17 protein-coding genes are annotated in these 14,196 nt (G+C 58.6%); 8 read left to right on the top strand and 9 right to left on the bottom strand.

Annotated features, from left to right (window positions below; all coding sequences use genetic code 11):
• The 4 genes from C8029_RS04530 to pyrH form a co-directional block, all read right to left on the bottom strand.
• Positions 1-732 carry a phosphatidate cytidylyltransferase gene (locus tag C8029_RS04530; RefSeq protein ID WP_009571878.1) on the bottom strand — a complete coding sequence of 244 codons (732 nt, stop codon included), beginning with the start codon at positions 730-732 and terminating at the stop codon, positions 1-3.
• Positions 729-1,520: an undecaprenyl pyrophosphate synthase gene (gene uppS, locus C8029_RS04525; RefSeq protein ID WP_100220084.1), complete on the bottom strand. Its 792-nt coding sequence runs from the start codon at positions 1,518-1,520 to the stop codon at positions 729-731. The genes C8029_RS04530 and uppS overlap by 4 nt, the downstream gene beginning before the upstream one ends.
• A 191-nt stretch (positions 1,521-1,711) precedes the next feature.
• The gene (gene frr / locus C8029_RS04520; RefSeq protein WP_009571876.1) at positions 1,712-2,275 is read right to left on the bottom strand and encodes a ribosome recycling factor; all 564 of its coding nucleotides are present in this window, start codon (positions 2,273-2,275) and stop codon (positions 1,712-1,714) included.
• A gap of 169 nt (positions 2,276-2,444) precedes the next feature.
• On the bottom strand, positions 2,445-3,182 hold the full coding sequence (gene pyrH, locus C8029_RS04515; protein ID WP_152002360.1) for a UMP kinase: 738 nt from the start codon (positions 3,180-3,182) through the stop codon (positions 2,445-2,447).
• Between the two features lie 146 nt (positions 3,183-3,328).
• Between pyrH and miaA the strand changes: the two genes are divergently transcribed.
• Both miaA and C8029_RS04505 read left to right on the top strand, forming a co-directional pair.
• Positions 3,329-4,216 carry a tRNA (adenosine(37)-N6)-dimethylallyltransferase MiaA gene (miaA, locus tag C8029_RS04510; protein ID WP_152002359.1) on the top strand — a complete coding sequence of 296 codons (888 nt, stop codon included), beginning with the start codon at positions 3,329-3,331 and terminating at the stop codon, positions 4,214-4,216.
• Between the two features lie 120 nt (positions 4,217-4,336).
• Entirely contained in the window at positions 4,337-5,278 is a 942-nt protein-coding gene (locus C8029_RS04505; protein WP_152002358.1) for an AraC family transcriptional regulator, read from the top strand.
• 96 nt (positions 5,279-5,374) lie between these two features.
• Here C8029_RS04505 and C8029_RS04500 read toward each other — a convergent pair whose 3' ends face one another.
• Positions 5,375-5,986 (bottom strand): lytic transglycosylase domain-containing protein, encoded by a 612-nt coding sequence (locus C8029_RS04500; RefSeq protein ID WP_152002357.1) that lies wholly within the window; start codon positions 5,984-5,986, stop codon positions 5,375-5,377.
• 171 nt (positions 5,987-6,157) lie between these two features.
• Between C8029_RS04500 and ssb the strand changes: the two genes are divergently transcribed.
• Positions 6,158-6,685 (top strand): single-stranded DNA-binding protein, encoded by a 528-nt coding sequence (ssb, locus tag C8029_RS04495; RefSeq protein ID WP_009571871.1) that lies wholly within the window; start codon positions 6,158-6,160, stop codon positions 6,683-6,685.
• Between the two features lie 61 nt (positions 6,686-6,746).
• Entirely contained in the window at positions 6,747-6,959 is a 213-nt protein-coding gene (locus C8029_RS04490; RefSeq protein ID WP_152002356.1) for a hypothetical protein, read from the top strand.
• A gap of 28 nt (positions 6,960-6,987) precedes the next feature.
• On the opposite strand, the gene C8029_RS04485 is transcribed toward C8029_RS04490, so the two are convergent.
• Positions 6,988-7,995 (bottom strand): GGDEF domain-containing protein, encoded by a 1,008-nt coding sequence (locus tag C8029_RS04485; protein ID WP_152002355.1) that lies wholly within the window; start codon positions 7,993-7,995, stop codon positions 6,988-6,990.
• 383 nt (positions 7,996-8,378) lie between these two features.
• Between C8029_RS04485 and C8029_RS04480 the strand changes: the two genes are divergently transcribed.
• Entirely contained in the window at positions 8,379-9,203 is an 825-nt protein-coding gene (locus C8029_RS04480; RefSeq protein ID WP_009571868.1) for a universal stress protein, read from the top strand.
• 44 nt (positions 9,204-9,247) lie between these two features.
• On the opposite strand, the gene aroB is transcribed toward C8029_RS04480, so the two are convergent.
• A complete protein-coding gene (gene aroB, locus C8029_RS04475) occupies positions 9,248-10,381 on the bottom strand; it encodes a 3-dehydroquinate synthase (protein WP_009571867.1) in 1,134 nt (377 codons plus the stop codon).
• Positions 10,378-10,965: a shikimate kinase gene (locus tag C8029_RS04470; protein ID WP_269771045.1), complete on the bottom strand. Its 588-nt coding sequence runs from the start codon at positions 10,963-10,965 to the stop codon at positions 10,378-10,380. Before C8029_RS04470 ends, aroB begins: the two co-directional genes overlap by 4 nt.
• A gap of 268 nt (positions 10,966-11,233) precedes the next feature.
• Here C8029_RS04470 and C8029_RS21955 point away from each other — a divergent pair, with 268 nt between their 5' ends.
• The 3 genes from C8029_RS21955 to C8029_RS04460 are packed head-to-tail and all read left to right on the top strand — an operon-like array spanning position 11,234 to position 13,918.
• Positions 11,234-11,371, top strand: a complete 138-nt coding sequence (locus tag C8029_RS21955) for a hypothetical protein (protein WP_085952027.1) — start codon at positions 11,234-11,236, stop codon at positions 11,369-11,371.
• Positions 11,372-11,384: 13 nt separating this feature from the next.
• On the top strand, positions 11,385-12,980 hold the full coding sequence (locus C8029_RS04465) for a hypothetical protein (RefSeq protein WP_226946226.1): 1,596 nt from the start codon (positions 11,385-11,387) through the stop codon (positions 12,978-12,980).
• The gene (locus C8029_RS04460; RefSeq protein WP_009571864.1) at positions 12,977-13,918 is read left to right on the top strand and encodes a site-specific tyrosine recombinase XerD; all 942 of its coding nucleotides are present in this window, start codon (positions 12,977-12,979) and stop codon (positions 13,916-13,918) included. Before C8029_RS04465 ends, C8029_RS04460 begins: the two co-directional genes overlap by 4 nt.
• 40 nt (positions 13,919-13,958) lie before the next feature.
• Here the strand turns inward: C8029_RS04460 and C8029_RS21950 are convergent, their stop codons facing one another.
• A complete protein-coding gene (locus C8029_RS21950) occupies positions 13,959-14,099 on the bottom strand; it encodes a hypothetical protein (RefSeq protein WP_009571863.1) in 141 nt (46 codons plus the stop codon).
• Positions 14,100-14,196 lie beyond the last annotated feature (97 nt).

The raw sequence follows: 14,196 nt of genomic DNA, 5'->3' as shown, positions 1-14,196 counted from the left end.
CTATCCAAACAGCAGGTTGAGCAAAAAAGCCAGTGCGCCGAGCGCCAAAAGCGCGTCAAACCGGTCCAAAACCCCGCCATGGCCGGGGATGATATTGGAGCTGTCCTTGATCCCCATCCGGCGCTTCAACCCGCTCTCCAAAATATCGCCAAGCTGTGAGGCGAAGGCCAGGATCACCGAGGAGGTGATGAAAAACCAATAGCGCACGAAACCTTCGGGCATGAATTGATGCGCATAGGCTGCCAAAATGGCCACACCAATCCAGCCGCCCAAAATACCGGACCACGTTTTTTTCGGACTGATGCGGGGCCAGAATTTTGGCCCGCCCAAGGTTTTGCCAACCAAATAGCCCATACTGTCGGCAACGATCACCAAGCCGATGATGTAAAGCAACAGAGTGCGCCCGCCTTGGGAGGACAGTTGCAACAGACCCAGACAGCCAAAGACCAGTATGACGAAATAGCCGACAAGCGCTGCGACATCGCCGGGGGCAAAGCCACCCTGCCCGCCTTTGTGGCGCGCCATGCGCACCAGTTCCCACGCCCCGATCACTCCCGCCAATATCACCAGTGCACGAAACGCCCCATGCCCGGACAGCACCGCGCCCAAACCGAGCGCGACCATCACAATCGCCGACAAAATCCGCGGTCGTAAATCGCGCCAGTTGCCTTTGGTCAGAAAGCGGGGGCCAGATTTTGATGGGGATTTTGGCTTAGTTGGGCGATCCGTCACGATTTGACCCCGCCAAAGCGGCGATCCCGATGGGCAAACCGCGCCATGCAATCGGCAAAGACCTCTGCGGTGAAATCCGGCCAGAGCGTGTCGATGAACTCATATTCCGAATAGGCCGATTGCCACAAAAGAAAGTTGGAAATGCGCGCCTCGCCCGAGGTGCGGATCACCAGATCGGGGTCGGGCAAGACCCGCGTGTCGAGGTAGCGCGTCAACGTGGTTTCATCGACCGTTTCCGGGTCCAACACGCCGGTTTTGACATCGCGCGCCATCTCTTTGATCGCGCGGGACACCTCGTCGCGACCGCCATAATTGATCGCAATGGTCAGATGCACCTTGCTGTTCTCGCAGGTCACCGATTCAAGCTCGTCCATCAGCGCAATCAGTTTGTTGTCCAACCTTGGCCGATCGCCAATAAAGCGCACCCGCACGCCTTCGGCGACCAAGCCTTTGAGTTCGCTCTGAATATAGCGGCGAAACAGCGACATCAGACCCGAAACCTCGGTTTGGGTGCGTTTCCAGTTCTCGGTCGAGAAGGCAAAGATGGTCAGGTATTTGACCCCCAGATCGGGACAGGCGCGCACGATCTCTTTGACCCGTTTGGCCCCCGCATGATGACCAAAAAGACGCGGTTTGCCGCGCGATTGCGCCCAACGGCCATTGCCATCCATAATCACGGCCACATGGGTGGCGCGTTCTGCATTCGGCTCAGATTGAGCGCCAGAGGCACAGGTCTCTGTGCTCTCGGCTGTGCCTTCCGGCGTCTGGTCTGGCCTTATTTTGGGCATCATGCCTCTCTGTCTGAACTGTGGTCCTCAATACGACCACAGTCTCGTCTCTACACTCAAAGCGCCCCCGAGGGGAGCGCTTCTCATTGAATTCAGCGCATTTTTGAGCGCAGTGGCGGGGTTTTGCCGAAAGATTGATGCCACCGCGCGCGCAAGGACGTCTTGGAAAAAGACGCCATAGAAAAGGCGCCTTAGACCTGCATGATCTCTTCTTGCTTGTGCTCAAGCATTTCGTCGATGCGTTTGATATGAGCGTTGGTGAGATCCTGAACTTCGGATTCCCAAATCTTCTGGTCATCCTCTGACATGCCGTCGCCTTTGGCGCGTTTGATTTGCTCCATGCCATCGCGGCGCACGTTGCGCACAGCGACGCGGGCGTGTTCGGCATACCCGCCCGCCACTTTGGTCAATTCGCGGCGGCGCTCTTCGTTCAACTCGGGGATCGGCAACATGATGATCGTGCCATTCAGTTGTGGGTTGATGCCAAGGCCGCTTTCGCGAATGGCTTTTTCAACCTTGTTGACCAGACCTTTGTCCCAGACGTTGATCGTCACCATCCGGGGTTCGGGCACGTTAACTGTGCCCACTTGGTTGATCGGGGTCATCGAGCCATAGGCATCCACCATGATCGGTTCCAACATCGAGCCAGAGGCACGGCCTGTGCGCAGGGAGGCAAATTCCGTACGCAGATTGGCCAAAGCGCCATCCATACGTTTGGACAGGTCATCTGTATCGAGCATAAAATCTTCAGACATTGGGTGTTTCCCCTTATTTCTCGCATCTTCCACCCCAAAAGACAGGGCGGGTCGCAGCGCTTATAGCCGGATCAATTGATGACTGTATAGGTCTCGCCGCACGCAAATGTCATCAGCGGGGCGAAACCAGTGATTGACCGCCCCCTGTTTGCGGGGCGGCCCTATGGCATCAGCTGACGGTGGTATAAGTCCCCTCGCCCGCCAAAATCGAGCGAAAGCCCCCCGGCGCATCGAGCGGGAACACGATCAGCGGCAGGTCATTGTCGCGCGCCAGGGCAATGGCCGAGGCATCCATGACCTTGAGGTTCTTGCGCAGCACCTCGTCATAGCTGACGTGATCATAGCGTTTCGCATCCGGGTTGGTTTTGGGGTCTTTGTCATAAACGCCATCGACGCCGTTCTTGCCCATGAAAATCGCCTCGCAGCTCATTTCATTGGCCCGCAGCGTCGCCGCCGTGTCGGTGGTGAAATAGGGGTTGCCGGTGCCGGCGGCGAAAATGCAAATCCGGCCTTTCTCAAGGTGGCGCACGGCGCGGCGGCGAATGTAGGGCTCTGCGACTTCGTTCATGGTGATGGCTGAAATCACCCGCGTGTTGATGCCGAGGCCCTCAAGGGCGGCCTGCATCCCAAGCGCGTTCATCACAGTGGCGAGCATGCCCATGTAATCGGCCGTGGTGCGTTCCATCCCCTGCGCCGAGCCTTGTAGCCCGCGAAAGATGTTGCCGCCGCCGATGACCATGCAAATCTCGACACCCAGATCATGCACCGTTTTCACTTCGTTGGCGATCCGTTCGACCGTCGGCGGGTGCAGACCAAAGCCCTGCGTGCCCATCAGCGCCTCGCCTGAAATTTTCAACAGCACACGTTTGTATTTCGTGGCAGGATGACCCTGTTCCGCGTTGCTCATCTGATGTCCCCGGCGTTATGTCTGTGATCATGTCTGAAATCGGTGCCAAAATGAGCCAAAATCGGCAAAGGTTCAATGCAGCATCTGAGATATTTTTCCCGCTCCCCCTCTGGACAAGCCGCGCACAGAATGTCACCCGAAACCTCATGACCCTGCCCTTTGACATATCGCCGGATCAGCCGGTGCTCATCGCCGGTCCGACCGCCGCCGGGAAATCCGCGCTCGCCCTTGAGATTGCGACCACCCAAGGCGGCGTGATCGTCAATGCCGATGCGCTGCAAGTGTTTGACAACTGGCGGGTTTTAACCGCAAGGCCGGGGCCGGAAGACACTGCACTGGCCCCGCATGCGCTCTATGGCCATGTGCCCGGAGACAGCGCCTATTCGGTCGGTCATTGGCTGCGCGATGTCACCCCCTATCTGCACGGTCAGGCGCGGCCCATCATCGTTGGCGGCACAGGGCTTTATTTTTCAGCACTGACTGAAGGCTTGGTCGAAATTCCCGCCACACCGCCGGAGCTGCGCGCCGAGGCCGATCAACGGCGCGCAAATGAGGGAGGACATACCGGGCTTTTGACCGAACTGGACGCCGAAGATCCGCGCACAGCCGCTAAAATAGACCGGCTGAACCCGATGCGGGTACAGCGGGCGTGGGAGGTGTTGCGCGCCACCGGGCGAGGTCTGGCCGATTGGCAGGCCGACACACCACCACCGCTGTTGCCGCTCTCCGCCTGTTGCCCCCTCGTCTTGGACGCGGATCGCGATTGGCTGGCGGAACGGATCGCACGGCGATTCGCATTGATGCTCGATCAGGGGGCTTTGGACGAAGCACGGGCCAATTTGGCCACATGGGACCCCGCCGCCCCGTCATCCAAGGCCATCGGCGCGCCGGAATTGATCACATATCTGCGCGGCGAGATGACACTTGCAGCGGCAAAACAGGCCGCAACCATCGCGACCCGGCAATATGCCAAGCGTCAACGCACTTGGTTTAGGGCGCGCATGGGGGCATTCCACAAGATATCGCTACCGTAACCAGCCCTAGGATAACATCCAGACACACATGTCATTGAAATGCCTTCATATTTCCTTTGACAGCGGAGATGTGACGCTTAGTGTGGCAAAAGTTATACAAATCGAACACGTCGGATCACCATGGCCGTTTCTGAGACACGCAAAATCTTCAAAACCCTTCCGCTGGGTGAAATGACCGCCTCCGCGACCTCTACGCGCGAACCAACGGAACCGGTCTCCGCATCCCGTCCACGCAAGGCATCGGTGGCCAGAATCCCCGAAATACCCACCCCGCCCGCCTACCGGGTTCACCCGTTGGGCCGGGGCAGCGCCTCGTTGTCGGCCAGTGCAAAATGGCGCACCGAAGCCATGCGCAGCCATCGCAGCCCGACGCTGTTGTGGTTCACACGCGGTCAGGGGCGGATCACTGTTTCGGGCGTGACCCGTGGCTTTGGACCGCACAATCTGATCTTTTTGCCCACCCGCACCATGTATGGGTTTGAACCGATCGGACAGGTGATGGGCCATGCCGTGCATCTGCCCGAGGACCCCGCTTTGGCACTGCCGCAAGAGCCGCTGCACATGCGGTTTCGTGAGGTGATCCAACAAAATGAGATCACCGGGATGATCGAGACTCTTCAGCGCGAGATTGATCAATCTCAGCCGGGTCGCGAACGCGCCATGGCGCTTCAGGCCGGAATGATTTCTGTCTGGCTGGAACGGCAAATGAGCATCATGCCCGAATATAACCTCACGCCTGACGCCTCGCGCCGATTGGCGGCTGCCTATACATCCCTGGTTGAAAATGAACTCTATGACGGCCGCACGGTGACACATTTTGCCGCTGAACTGGGTGTCACACCCGGCCATCTGTCGCGGGCGTGCAACATCGCCTGTGGTCGGTCCGCCTCTGCGATTTTAGCCGATCGGGTGCATTTCGAAGCGCGCCGGATGTTGGCCGAAACCGACCTGCCGATCAAAACGATTGCGGAGAAATTAGGGTTTCATTCAGCGGCCTATTTCAGCCGGGCATTTCACAAACACACCGGGCACACGCCGCGCGATTTTCGTCAAAACAGTTGATCAACACGTCACTGGCGTGGTTTTGGGGATCATTGTCTTGAGGCCACGCCAGTCCCAAAGGTATAAACGCTCCCCCAGAGCATTTATAAAGAGGCGTCAGGACCCCCAAATCACCCGAACGTAATTCATCGTTTCTTTATAGGGCGGCACGCCGTTGTATTTGGTCACCGCCTCAGGCCCCGCATTATAGGCTGCAAGGGCAAGGCGCCAATTGCCAAATCGGTTGTACATCTGACGCAGGTAACGCGCGCCACCTTCGAGGTTTTGCGCCGGATCGTTGATATTGACTCCCAACCGACGCGCCGTTTCCGGCATCAATTGCGCCAATCCGGTTGCGCCCACCGGGCTTTTGGCGCGCGGGTTCCAGCCACTTTCCTGTTGCACGAGACGCAGGAACAAATCGGTCGGCACCCCATGTTTGCGCGCGGCATTTGTCGCCACGGGCAACCATTCGCCCTTATAGGTTCCCATAAACGGCAGGCCAACAGTGGCGCCGCCGAACCGTTCGGGCTGAAGGGTGACGGAATTGGAATATTGATCCGCCGCACGGCCATCCAAAACGTCCAGTTGCGAACCGAAAATCGCCAAACGGTTTTTGGTCGAAAAAATATCTTCGGCCCCGGCTGCGCTGACAAAACCCGTCGCGCAAAGAACCCCAAAGAGGCCAACCCGAAGAGCCGCTCCGCGACCACATCCCGTCACACCCATCACACTCGTTCCAATTCTTGTGATCACTCGCGCGCAATATAGGCACAAAGCCCCGCCTTTCCAAGCGCCTCGGTGCCGCAGGCGGATTTTGGCCCTTTCCTTGCGCGCCCGGGTTTGGTGTAAGGTGCCTCTAACGTAAGATTCTGTAAAACATCTCTGGGAGTAGATCGCATGGCCGGTTCGGTGAACAAAGTCATCCTCATAGGCAACCTTGGACGCGACCCTGAAGTGCGGACATTCCAAAATGGCGGCAAAGTGTGCAATCTGCGCATTGCCACCTCTGAAACTTGGAAAGACCGTACCACGGGCGAACGCAAAGAGCGCACCGAATGGCATTCCGTTGCAATTTTCCAAGAGGGCCTTGTACGCATTGCCGAGCAGTATTTGCGCAAGGGCTCGAAAGTCTACATCGAGGGCAAACTCCAGACCCGCAAATGGCAGGACCAGTCCGGTCAAGACAGATACACCACCGAAATCGTGCTTCAGGGCTTTGACGGCGTGTTGACCATGCTCGATGGCCGAGGCGAAGGTGGCGGTCAAGGTGGTGGTGGCCAAGGCGGTGGTTACGGCGGTGGCTCTGGTGGCTACGATCAAGGCGGCGGTTACGATCAAGGCCCCTCTGGCGGCTATGACCAAGGCCCGTCCTCGGGTGGCGGCGGTGGCCGTCCGGCAATGGATGACGACGAAATTCCATTCTGATCCCGTTTCAAACCCCGCCCTCGTGGCGGGGTTTTTCGTTTCCCGACCAAAGGTTGAAAAGATGAAAAAAGTCCCGAAACCCACCACGGATGATGCCCTGATCCAAGAGTTCTTGGCCAAGGGCGGCAAGGTCAGCGTTGGCAAAACCAAACCCATGCCGCATGACATCGGGTTGAGCAAAAACGTCTGGGGGGCGAAACTCACCAAAGAGGAAAAAGCCGCCAGAGATGGCGCGTTGCCAGAGCCGCCCAAGACCAGGGCGCGCAAAAAATAACAACAGAATCCGGGCTGTGCGGGCTGGGTTACGGCGTGGACGAGATGTGGCGCGGGTTCATCACCCGATTGCGTCCAGCCTGTTTGGCCATGTAAAGATGATCGTCGGCCCGGCGCAGTGCAGCGCCCAAATCGGCATGGGCGCTGTAGCGCTCGACCCCAATTGACACCGTGACCCGTGCCTGAGCGGGCATCGCGGCATCGCTGATCACCCGGCGGATGCGTTCGGCCACCCGCATCCCCATGTCTTCGGGCAGGTTCAGCAACACAATGGCAAATTCTTCACCACCGATGCGAAACAACATGCTGCCGTCATGTAAAACGTCGCGCATCTGCGCCGCCACGCAACGCAATATGTCATCGCCCGCAAAATGGCCGTAGCGGTCATTGATCTCTTTGAAATGATCAATATCGACAAACAACAACACCCCGCCCGAACCAAGCCCGCCTTTTTGCTCCAGGGCCATAAAGGCGCGCCGATTGCGGCATCCGGTCAAGGCGTCATAATTCAGCGTGTCTTTTAATTGCGCCTGTAGACGACCGATGGTCACCAAGGCGTAGCGCATGAACAGGATCGTGGTGATCAACGCCATGCCAAGACGAAACGAGAACCAAAAATCCTGTGCCGCCCAATAGGACACCGCGACGTCCAGCACCACAACCACAGCCCCCAACATCAGTGCCGTCCGATGGGCACAGAAAAAGAACCCCGCGATGGTGATGGGAAAGGCCCAAAAAGCCGAAGAAACCCCGTGGCCAGCGACCAAGATCAAGTCACCGAAATAGACCGCGCTCAAGACCATGACCGCGTTGATCGGCAGGGATCTGGATTTCATATGGGCCCAAAGATCAAGAGCGATAATCGCGCTCAAAACCACAAAATAGGCGGACAGCCCATAATTGCCTTTGATCGCGTATTTCACAATCGCGACCGGCAGGATGAACAATGTGATCGTCGTGATATATTTAGCAATCAAAGGCGCTCCAAGAGCACCCGGCGCTTTGAACCCGTTGATAAATCCCGATTTAACCGCCATTTAACCACCATTGGTGCGCACTCACATTTACGCTAGGTAAACTCTGTGGTAGGGTTTGATACTACCAAAAATTTTACCGGCTTGTGCGCAAATATACGTCAAATTGCGTCTTTTCAGCCCTCGCCACTTTTTGTCTGATACGTTGAGGGGGGAGCTCTTTTCCTGCCACAGAGAGGCCCAAGACCTCTGTCCAAATGGCGCGCGGGCTGGTCAAAAAGACCAATCAAAGCGGCGCGGGAGGGAGCGAATTTGTCGCAGTCACAAGACGGACAAAACCATCGAAACGGATCGGACAGCCCTCAAAAACCAGACTGGTGCTTCCTACATAAAAATGGATGGGTGCATCAAAAGTGCCACCCTCGCTGACATTTGAGGAGGATTTAATGAAGCGTATTCTGGTGACCACCGATCTTTCGATCCGTTCAGACCGCGCCATCGAGCGCGCAGCACAGTTGGCAGAACAACATGGGGCGAAACTCATCGTGCTCCATGTGATTGACGAGGACCTTCCCGCCACTGTGGCGACAAGAATGCGCGATGCAGCAAAAGAGACGCTTGCTGCGGTCCTCGCGTCGCAACATGTGCCCGACAGCGCCGAGGTCATGATTGAAACCGGCGATCCGGTTCAAACCATCATTGAAGTAGCCGATGTCATCGACGCCGATCTTGTGGTGGTGGGGGTGCACAAGCCGCGCCCGTTCTGGGACATGTTCTCAGGTACGACGATGGAACGGATCGTGCGTGCCCTCACCCGTCCGGCGTTGCTTGTGACATCTCCGGTCGCCGGGCCTTACGCTTCGATTCTGTGTGGGATCGACCTGTCACCGTCCTGCCTGGCCGCGGCGCAGACCGCGCGCACCCTTGCGCCTGACGCCCCGATCACAAGTTTCCATGCCATCCATGTGCCCTATCGCGGTATGATCGCGCGTGATGCGAGCGAGAAACAGCTTGCCCCGTTTGTCAACGATGCCACCAGCCGATTGGAGGACTGGTGGAACAGGTCTGAGATTCCCGAAGGGATGCAAAAACCTGTGGTGAGCGTCGGCAGTCTTCACACCGAGTTCCAAGCAGCGCTGGACAGGTCTCACGCAGATCTTTTCGCGCTGGGGGCACATGGCAGAACACCGCTGTCGCCATCGCTTTTGGGTGGGTTCACCGAAGAGCAGCTGCGCAATCCCGTGATGGATGTCTTGGTCGTGCGCGGCTGATCCAAAGCAAATGGCGCGGGACCACCGCGCCATTTTCGTCCGCGTTAGCGTGCGGCCAGCCCGTCCGCCACGACCTTGACCACCGCGTCGCGCGGCACATCTGCGGTCACGAAACTGTCGCCAATGCCGCGCGCCAAGATGAAGCGCAATTGACCATCCACGACCTTTTTATCCTGTCCCATCAGGTCCACCAAAGCCTCGGCCGAAGGCAATGCGCCTTCGATGTCGCTCAGATCGCATTTGGTGCCCATGGCCTTAAGATGCGCGCGCACCCGGCTGGGCACTTCTTGCGAACACAGCCCCAGACGCGCCGACAATTCAAAGGCCAAAGCGCAACCAATGGCCACGCCTTCGCCATGCAACAGCCGATCCGAATATCCGGTCGCCGATTCCAAAGCGTGACAAAACGTGTGCCCCAGGTTGAGCAAGGCCCGATCCCCCTGCTCCGTTTCATCGCGCACCACGATGTCGGCTTTCATCTGCACCGACCACCGCACCGCCTCGGCGCGTTTGACCATATCGCCCGCCGCCAAATCCGGTCCGTTGACTTCAAGCCAGTCAAAAAACGTCTCATCGCCCAAAAGCCCGTATTTCTGGACCTCACCGTAGCCCGCCAAAAAATCGCGCGCCGTAAGCGTGCCCAAAAGCGCAATATCAGCCAAGACCAGAGACGGTTGATGAAACGCACCGATCAGATTTTTGCCGTGGCTGGAATTGATCCCGGTCTTGCCGCCGACCGAACTGTCGACCTGCGCCAACAGCGTGGTTGGGATTTGCACGAACCGCACGCCCCGGCGCAGCACGGAGGCGGCAAACCCGGCCAAATCGCCAATCACACCACCGCCAAAGGCCACGACAATATCGCGGCGTTCGCATTTTTTCGCCAAAAGCCATTCGACCGCGCGGGTGAAATGTGGCCAGGCTTTGGTGCTTTCCCCGGCGGGCAGCGCAAGTGACACCATCTCGATACCAGAGGCCGCCAATCCGGCCTCAAGGGTTTGCAGATGCAGCCCGGCGACGGTTTCATCCGTGATGACAAAGACCTTTTTCTTTGTGCCCAACAGCGGTGCAATATGCGCGCCCGCCTGCGCCACAAGCCCCGCCCCGATGCGCACATCATAGGCGCGATCGCCCAGAGGCACATGCACGGTTTGAAAGGGTACAGATCCGTATATCATTGGTCTTCCTTCAAAATTCCACCATGCCGCGCGAGCGCGTCAATCACTTTGTCGGCCATGGCTTCGATGCTCAGATTCGGTTCGGCGTCCACGATGATCCCGGCTTTGGCATAAAACGGCTCGCGCGCTTTGACCAAGGATTTGAGTGTCTCGTAAGGGTTTTCCGTACGCAGCAAAGGCCGTGTCGATTTATGTCGCACCCGGTTCCACAGAATGTTCAAATCGGCCTTGAGCCAAACTGCCACGCCATTTTTCGCGATGATATTGCGGTTGACCTCGGCCAAAAACGCCCCGCCGCCAGTCGACAAAACCGCCTGTTGCGTCTCAAGCAGGCGCGCGATCACTTCCGCCTCGCGTTGGCGGAAAAACGCCTCACCATCGCGGCTGAAAATTTCCGCCACGCTCATCGCCGCCGCTTTTTCGATCTCCGCATCCGAATCGAGAAACGGCACGGACAGGCGCGCGGCCATGGCTTTGCCGACCGCAGTTTTGCCCGCCCCCATCATGCCGACCAAGGCGACCGTTTTTTTTAGCCCTTTTGCCATCGTCTCTCCCACAAGAGCGTGTACAGTGGTGTCAGGCAGAGCATGAAGGCTCTTGTGCGTCTTGGCGTCGTCACCATGGCGTCCCCCTGATCCTCATGGCAACATCTTGCCGACAAAAATTTAGCCCCTTCAATGGCGTGATCTTGCCGGAAATACCATATATAAAACGGATAAAACCAGCCTGGGTCGGTAATCAGCCGCGAAACCCTGACAAATGCAAACAAAAATACAGGCCATATCAACTCGGGCATATAAATGGGACTGATCGTCCTGTCATCGCCCACCACCCTGAACGGAGCAGACAGCAGTGCGCAAATTCCTTTTTCGTCTTTTGGCCGTCATCATCTTACTTGGGATTTTGGGCTTCATCGGATTCGCCTATGTCGGCGATCTCTCGCCGGAGCGGGTTGAACATTCGGTCCCCGTGCCGATTGATGCCAAGTGAGGGAGGTTTCTCCGTGATCCCCTCCTCCCTCAGCGCCCGGTCCAGTGCCTCTTTTGGATGTGGTCTTTGCCTGCTGGTTGCGCTTGCGGGGGCCGCACAGGCACAAACGCCAACTGTGCCCGCCGCCGACAAGCCGATCTCCGCCATCGACTGGCTCTCGGACACGTTGGACGCCCCGCGCGCGCCTGTGGCAACCGTGCCACAGCCCAGCGACATCGCAGAAAATGCCCTGCCCGAGGATGTCAGCGTTGCCCCGCTTGACACCCCCGGCCCCGATGCGGCGGGGCTTTTGCCAAGTGCCGTGACCGGACTGCCGCGCGATCTATGGGGCGCCTCGACCGCCACCGATCTGGCGCGACGGATCACCACGATTTCCGCCCGTCCCGATCTTTTGCCGGCCTCGCGCCGCTTGCTCAACACGCTGGTTTTGGCCGAATTGAACCCGCCGCTGCAATCGCAAGCGGACGGTCGGCTGTTTCTGGCGCGCATTGACGCGCTGCTGAGCCAGGGTCTGTTGGACGAGGCCGACGCGTTGATGGAGCTTGCCGGGCTCTCTTCTCCGGCGATTTTCCGACGGGCTTTTGATACAAAGCTACTGCTGGGCACCGAAGACGAAGCCTGCGCCCGGCTCACCCACACGCCTGGCCTCTCGCCCACCCTTCAGGCGCGGATTTTCTGTTTGGCACGCGGCGGCGATTGGGGGGCGGCGGCGTTGACGCTTGAAACCGGTGAGGCTTTGGGCCTCATCCGCAAAGATCAAGGCACGCTTTTGGCGCGGTTTCTTGATCCCGAATTGTTTGAGGGCGAGCCGCCCCTGGCGATCCCGGATCACCCGACGCCTTTGACCTTTCGTCTGATGGAAGCGATCGGTGAGCCGCTGGCAACCTCGTCGTTGCCTTTGGCCTTTGCCCAATCCGATCTGCGTGCCACCACCGGGTGGAAAGCCCGCGCCACCGCCGCCGAACGGCTGGCCCGTGTCGGCGCGTTGTCTCCCAACCGCTGGCTGGGGATTTGGTCCGAACATCTGCCCGCCGCCTCTGGTGGGATTTGGGACCGGATCGAAGCCTTGCAACGGTTTGAAACCGCACTAAGCACCAATGATCCGGGGGCCGTGTCTCATGCGCTGCCGCCCGCGTGGTCGGCGATGCGGGTGTCCGGGCTGCAACCGGTCTTTGCCGAATTGTTCGCGGCCCGCTTGGCGCTTTTGCCGCTCAATGGCGAGGCTGCCAACATCGCCTTTGAGGTCGCACTTTTGTCGCCCGACTATGAAGAGATCGCGACGAAATGGGCCCCGGCGCTGACTCGCGATCAGGCATTTTTGAAAGGCATCGCATTGGGCGATCTGCCGACACAGCGCCCGAGCACCGACATGGCCCGTGCCATTGCATCCGGCTTTCGAGGCACGGGAGTCCCGGTCCGTTTGACCAGTTTGGTCAGTGAAAAGCGGCTGGGCGAGGCCATTTTGCGCGCCATTGAGGTGTTGGAAGGCGGGGCGGCGGGGGACCTTGATGAGCTCTCTGATGCGCTCCAGTTTTTCCGCGCGGTCGGTCTTGAGGCCACCGCCCGGCGCGCGGCTTTGGATCTGATGCTATTGGAGCGGCGAGGATGAGTGTTGCGCCAAAAGATGCGCGGTGGATTTCAGGATTTGCCGAGGCGCAGATGGCGGAACTGGGCGCGGCCGAGAACACACAGCTCTCTTATGGTCGCGATTTGATTGGGTTTTCTGACTGGCTGTCCGGGCAGGGGCAATCGTTTGAAACGGCCGAGCGCGCCGATATTGAGGCCTATTTGATCTCCTGCGAGGCCGAAGGTCTGGCGCAATCGACCCGTGCGCGACGGCTGTCCTCGATCAAGCAACTCTACCGATTTGCCTATGAGGAAGGCTGGCGCGCGGACAATCCGGCGATCCAGATCAAAGGACCCGGACGCGCGAAACGTCTGCCGAAAACCCTCTCTGAAGACGAGGTTGGCGCGCTTTTGGCAGCCTCGCGCGAGATCGGTCGCGCCCCCGCAGATCGGCTGCGCAACATCTGTTTGATGGAGCTTTTATATGCCACCGGGATGCGGGTGTCCGAACTGGTGTCCCTGCCCGTCTCAGCGGCGCGCGGTGATCCGCGGATGCTGTTGATCCGTGGCAAAGGTGGCAAAGAGCGGATGGTGCCCCTGTCCGAACCGGCCCGCACGGCGCTGACAGCTTGGCTTGTGGCGCGCGATCAGGCCGAAGACCTTGCCAAGATCGAGAAGGGCAAAAAACCCTCGGGGTTTGTCTTTCCCTCGCGCGGCAAACTCGGCCATTTGACCCGCATCGGCTTTTATCACCTGATCAAAGACATCGCGGTTCAGGCCGGGATCAGCCCGGACAAGGTCACGCCACACACCCTGCGCCATGCCTTTGCCACCCATCTTTTGGCGCATGGGGCCGATCTGCGCGCGATCCAAACGCTTTTGGGCCACGCCGACCTGTCCACCACCGAAATTTACACCCATGTCCTGGACGAACGGCTCAAAGATCTGGTGCTCACAAGGCATCCTTTGGCGGGGAAATAACGGCACCTGTGGCACATCCGCTTCAGTCGGCCTCTGGCGATCAGGACACGGCGGGGGTGGTGACGATATGATCGGGATATTTCATGTCGCTTGAGCGCGAATAATGCACGTTCAACAGCGCGATCATCGGGGTGGGTTGGGTGAGAAACAAATCGAACCGGGAGCCCAACTGGATACGCATGATCAATGTCCTAAACGGGGCAACGGCACCAAGACGGTAGCCATGTCAATTGGAACAGGCGATTTGGACCCATTTTCTCAAGTCTTCATCGTAAATC

It is taken from the genome of Roseobacter sp. TSBP12 (assembly GCF_009129705.1).
Classification (GTDB): Bacteria; Pseudomonadota; Alphaproteobacteria; order Rhodobacterales; family Rhodobacteraceae; genus Celeribacter; species Celeribacter baekdonensis_A.
Note: the sequence above shows the minus strand (reverse complement) of the source record. Positions and strands in the feature narration are given on the sequence as shown.

What these genes read in the sequence shown, in the direction of transcription:
- uppS (WP_100220084.1), bottom strand. Translation starts at nt 1,520, where the DNA reads ATGCCCAAAATAAGGCCAGACCAGACGCCGGAAGGCACAGCCGAGAGC.
- frr (WP_009571876.1), bottom strand. Translation starts at nt 2,275, where the DNA reads ATGTCTGAAGATTTTATGCTCGATACAGATGACCTGTCCAAACGTATG.
- pyrH (WP_152002360.1), bottom strand. Translation starts at nt 3,182, where the DNA reads ATGAGCAACGCGGAACAGGGTCATCCTGCCACGAAATACAAACGTGTG.
- miaA (WP_152002359.1), top strand. Translation starts at nt 3,329, where the DNA reads ATGACCCTGCCCTTTGACATATCGCCGGATCAGCCGGTGCTCATCGCC.
- C8029_RS04505 (WP_152002358.1), top strand. Translation starts at nt 4,337, where the DNA reads ATGGCCGTTTCTGAGACACGCAAAATCTTCAAAACCCTTCCGCTGGGT.
- C8029_RS04500 (WP_152002357.1), bottom strand. Translation starts at nt 5,986, where the DNA reads ATGGGTGTGACGGGATGTGGTCGCGGAGCGGCTCTTCGGGTTGGCCTC.
- ssb (WP_009571871.1), top strand. Translation starts at nt 6,158, where the DNA reads ATGGCCGGTTCGGTGAACAAAGTCATCCTCATAGGCAACCTTGGACGC.
- C8029_RS04490 (WP_152002356.1), top strand. Translation starts at nt 6,747, where the DNA reads ATGAAAAAAGTCCCGAAACCCACCACGGATGATGCCCTGATCCAAGAG.
- C8029_RS04485 (WP_152002355.1), bottom strand. Translation starts at nt 7,995, where the DNA reads ATGGCGGTTAAATCGGGATTTATCAACGGGTTCAAAGCGCCGGGTGCT.
- C8029_RS04480 (WP_009571868.1), top strand. Translation starts at nt 8,379, where the DNA reads ATGAAGCGTATTCTGGTGACCACCGATCTTTCGATCCGTTCAGACCGC.
- aroB (WP_009571867.1), bottom strand. Translation starts at nt 10,381, where the DNA reads ATGATATACGGATCTGTACCCTTTCAAACCGTGCATGTGCCTCTGGGC.
- C8029_RS04460 (WP_009571864.1), top strand. Translation starts at nt 12,977, where the DNA reads ATGAGTGTTGCGCCAAAAGATGCGCGGTGGATTTCAGGATTTGCCGAG.
- C8029_RS21950 (WP_009571863.1), bottom strand. Translation starts at nt 14,099, where the DNA reads ATGCGTATCCAGTTGGGCTCCCGGTTCGATTTGTTTCTCACCCAACCC.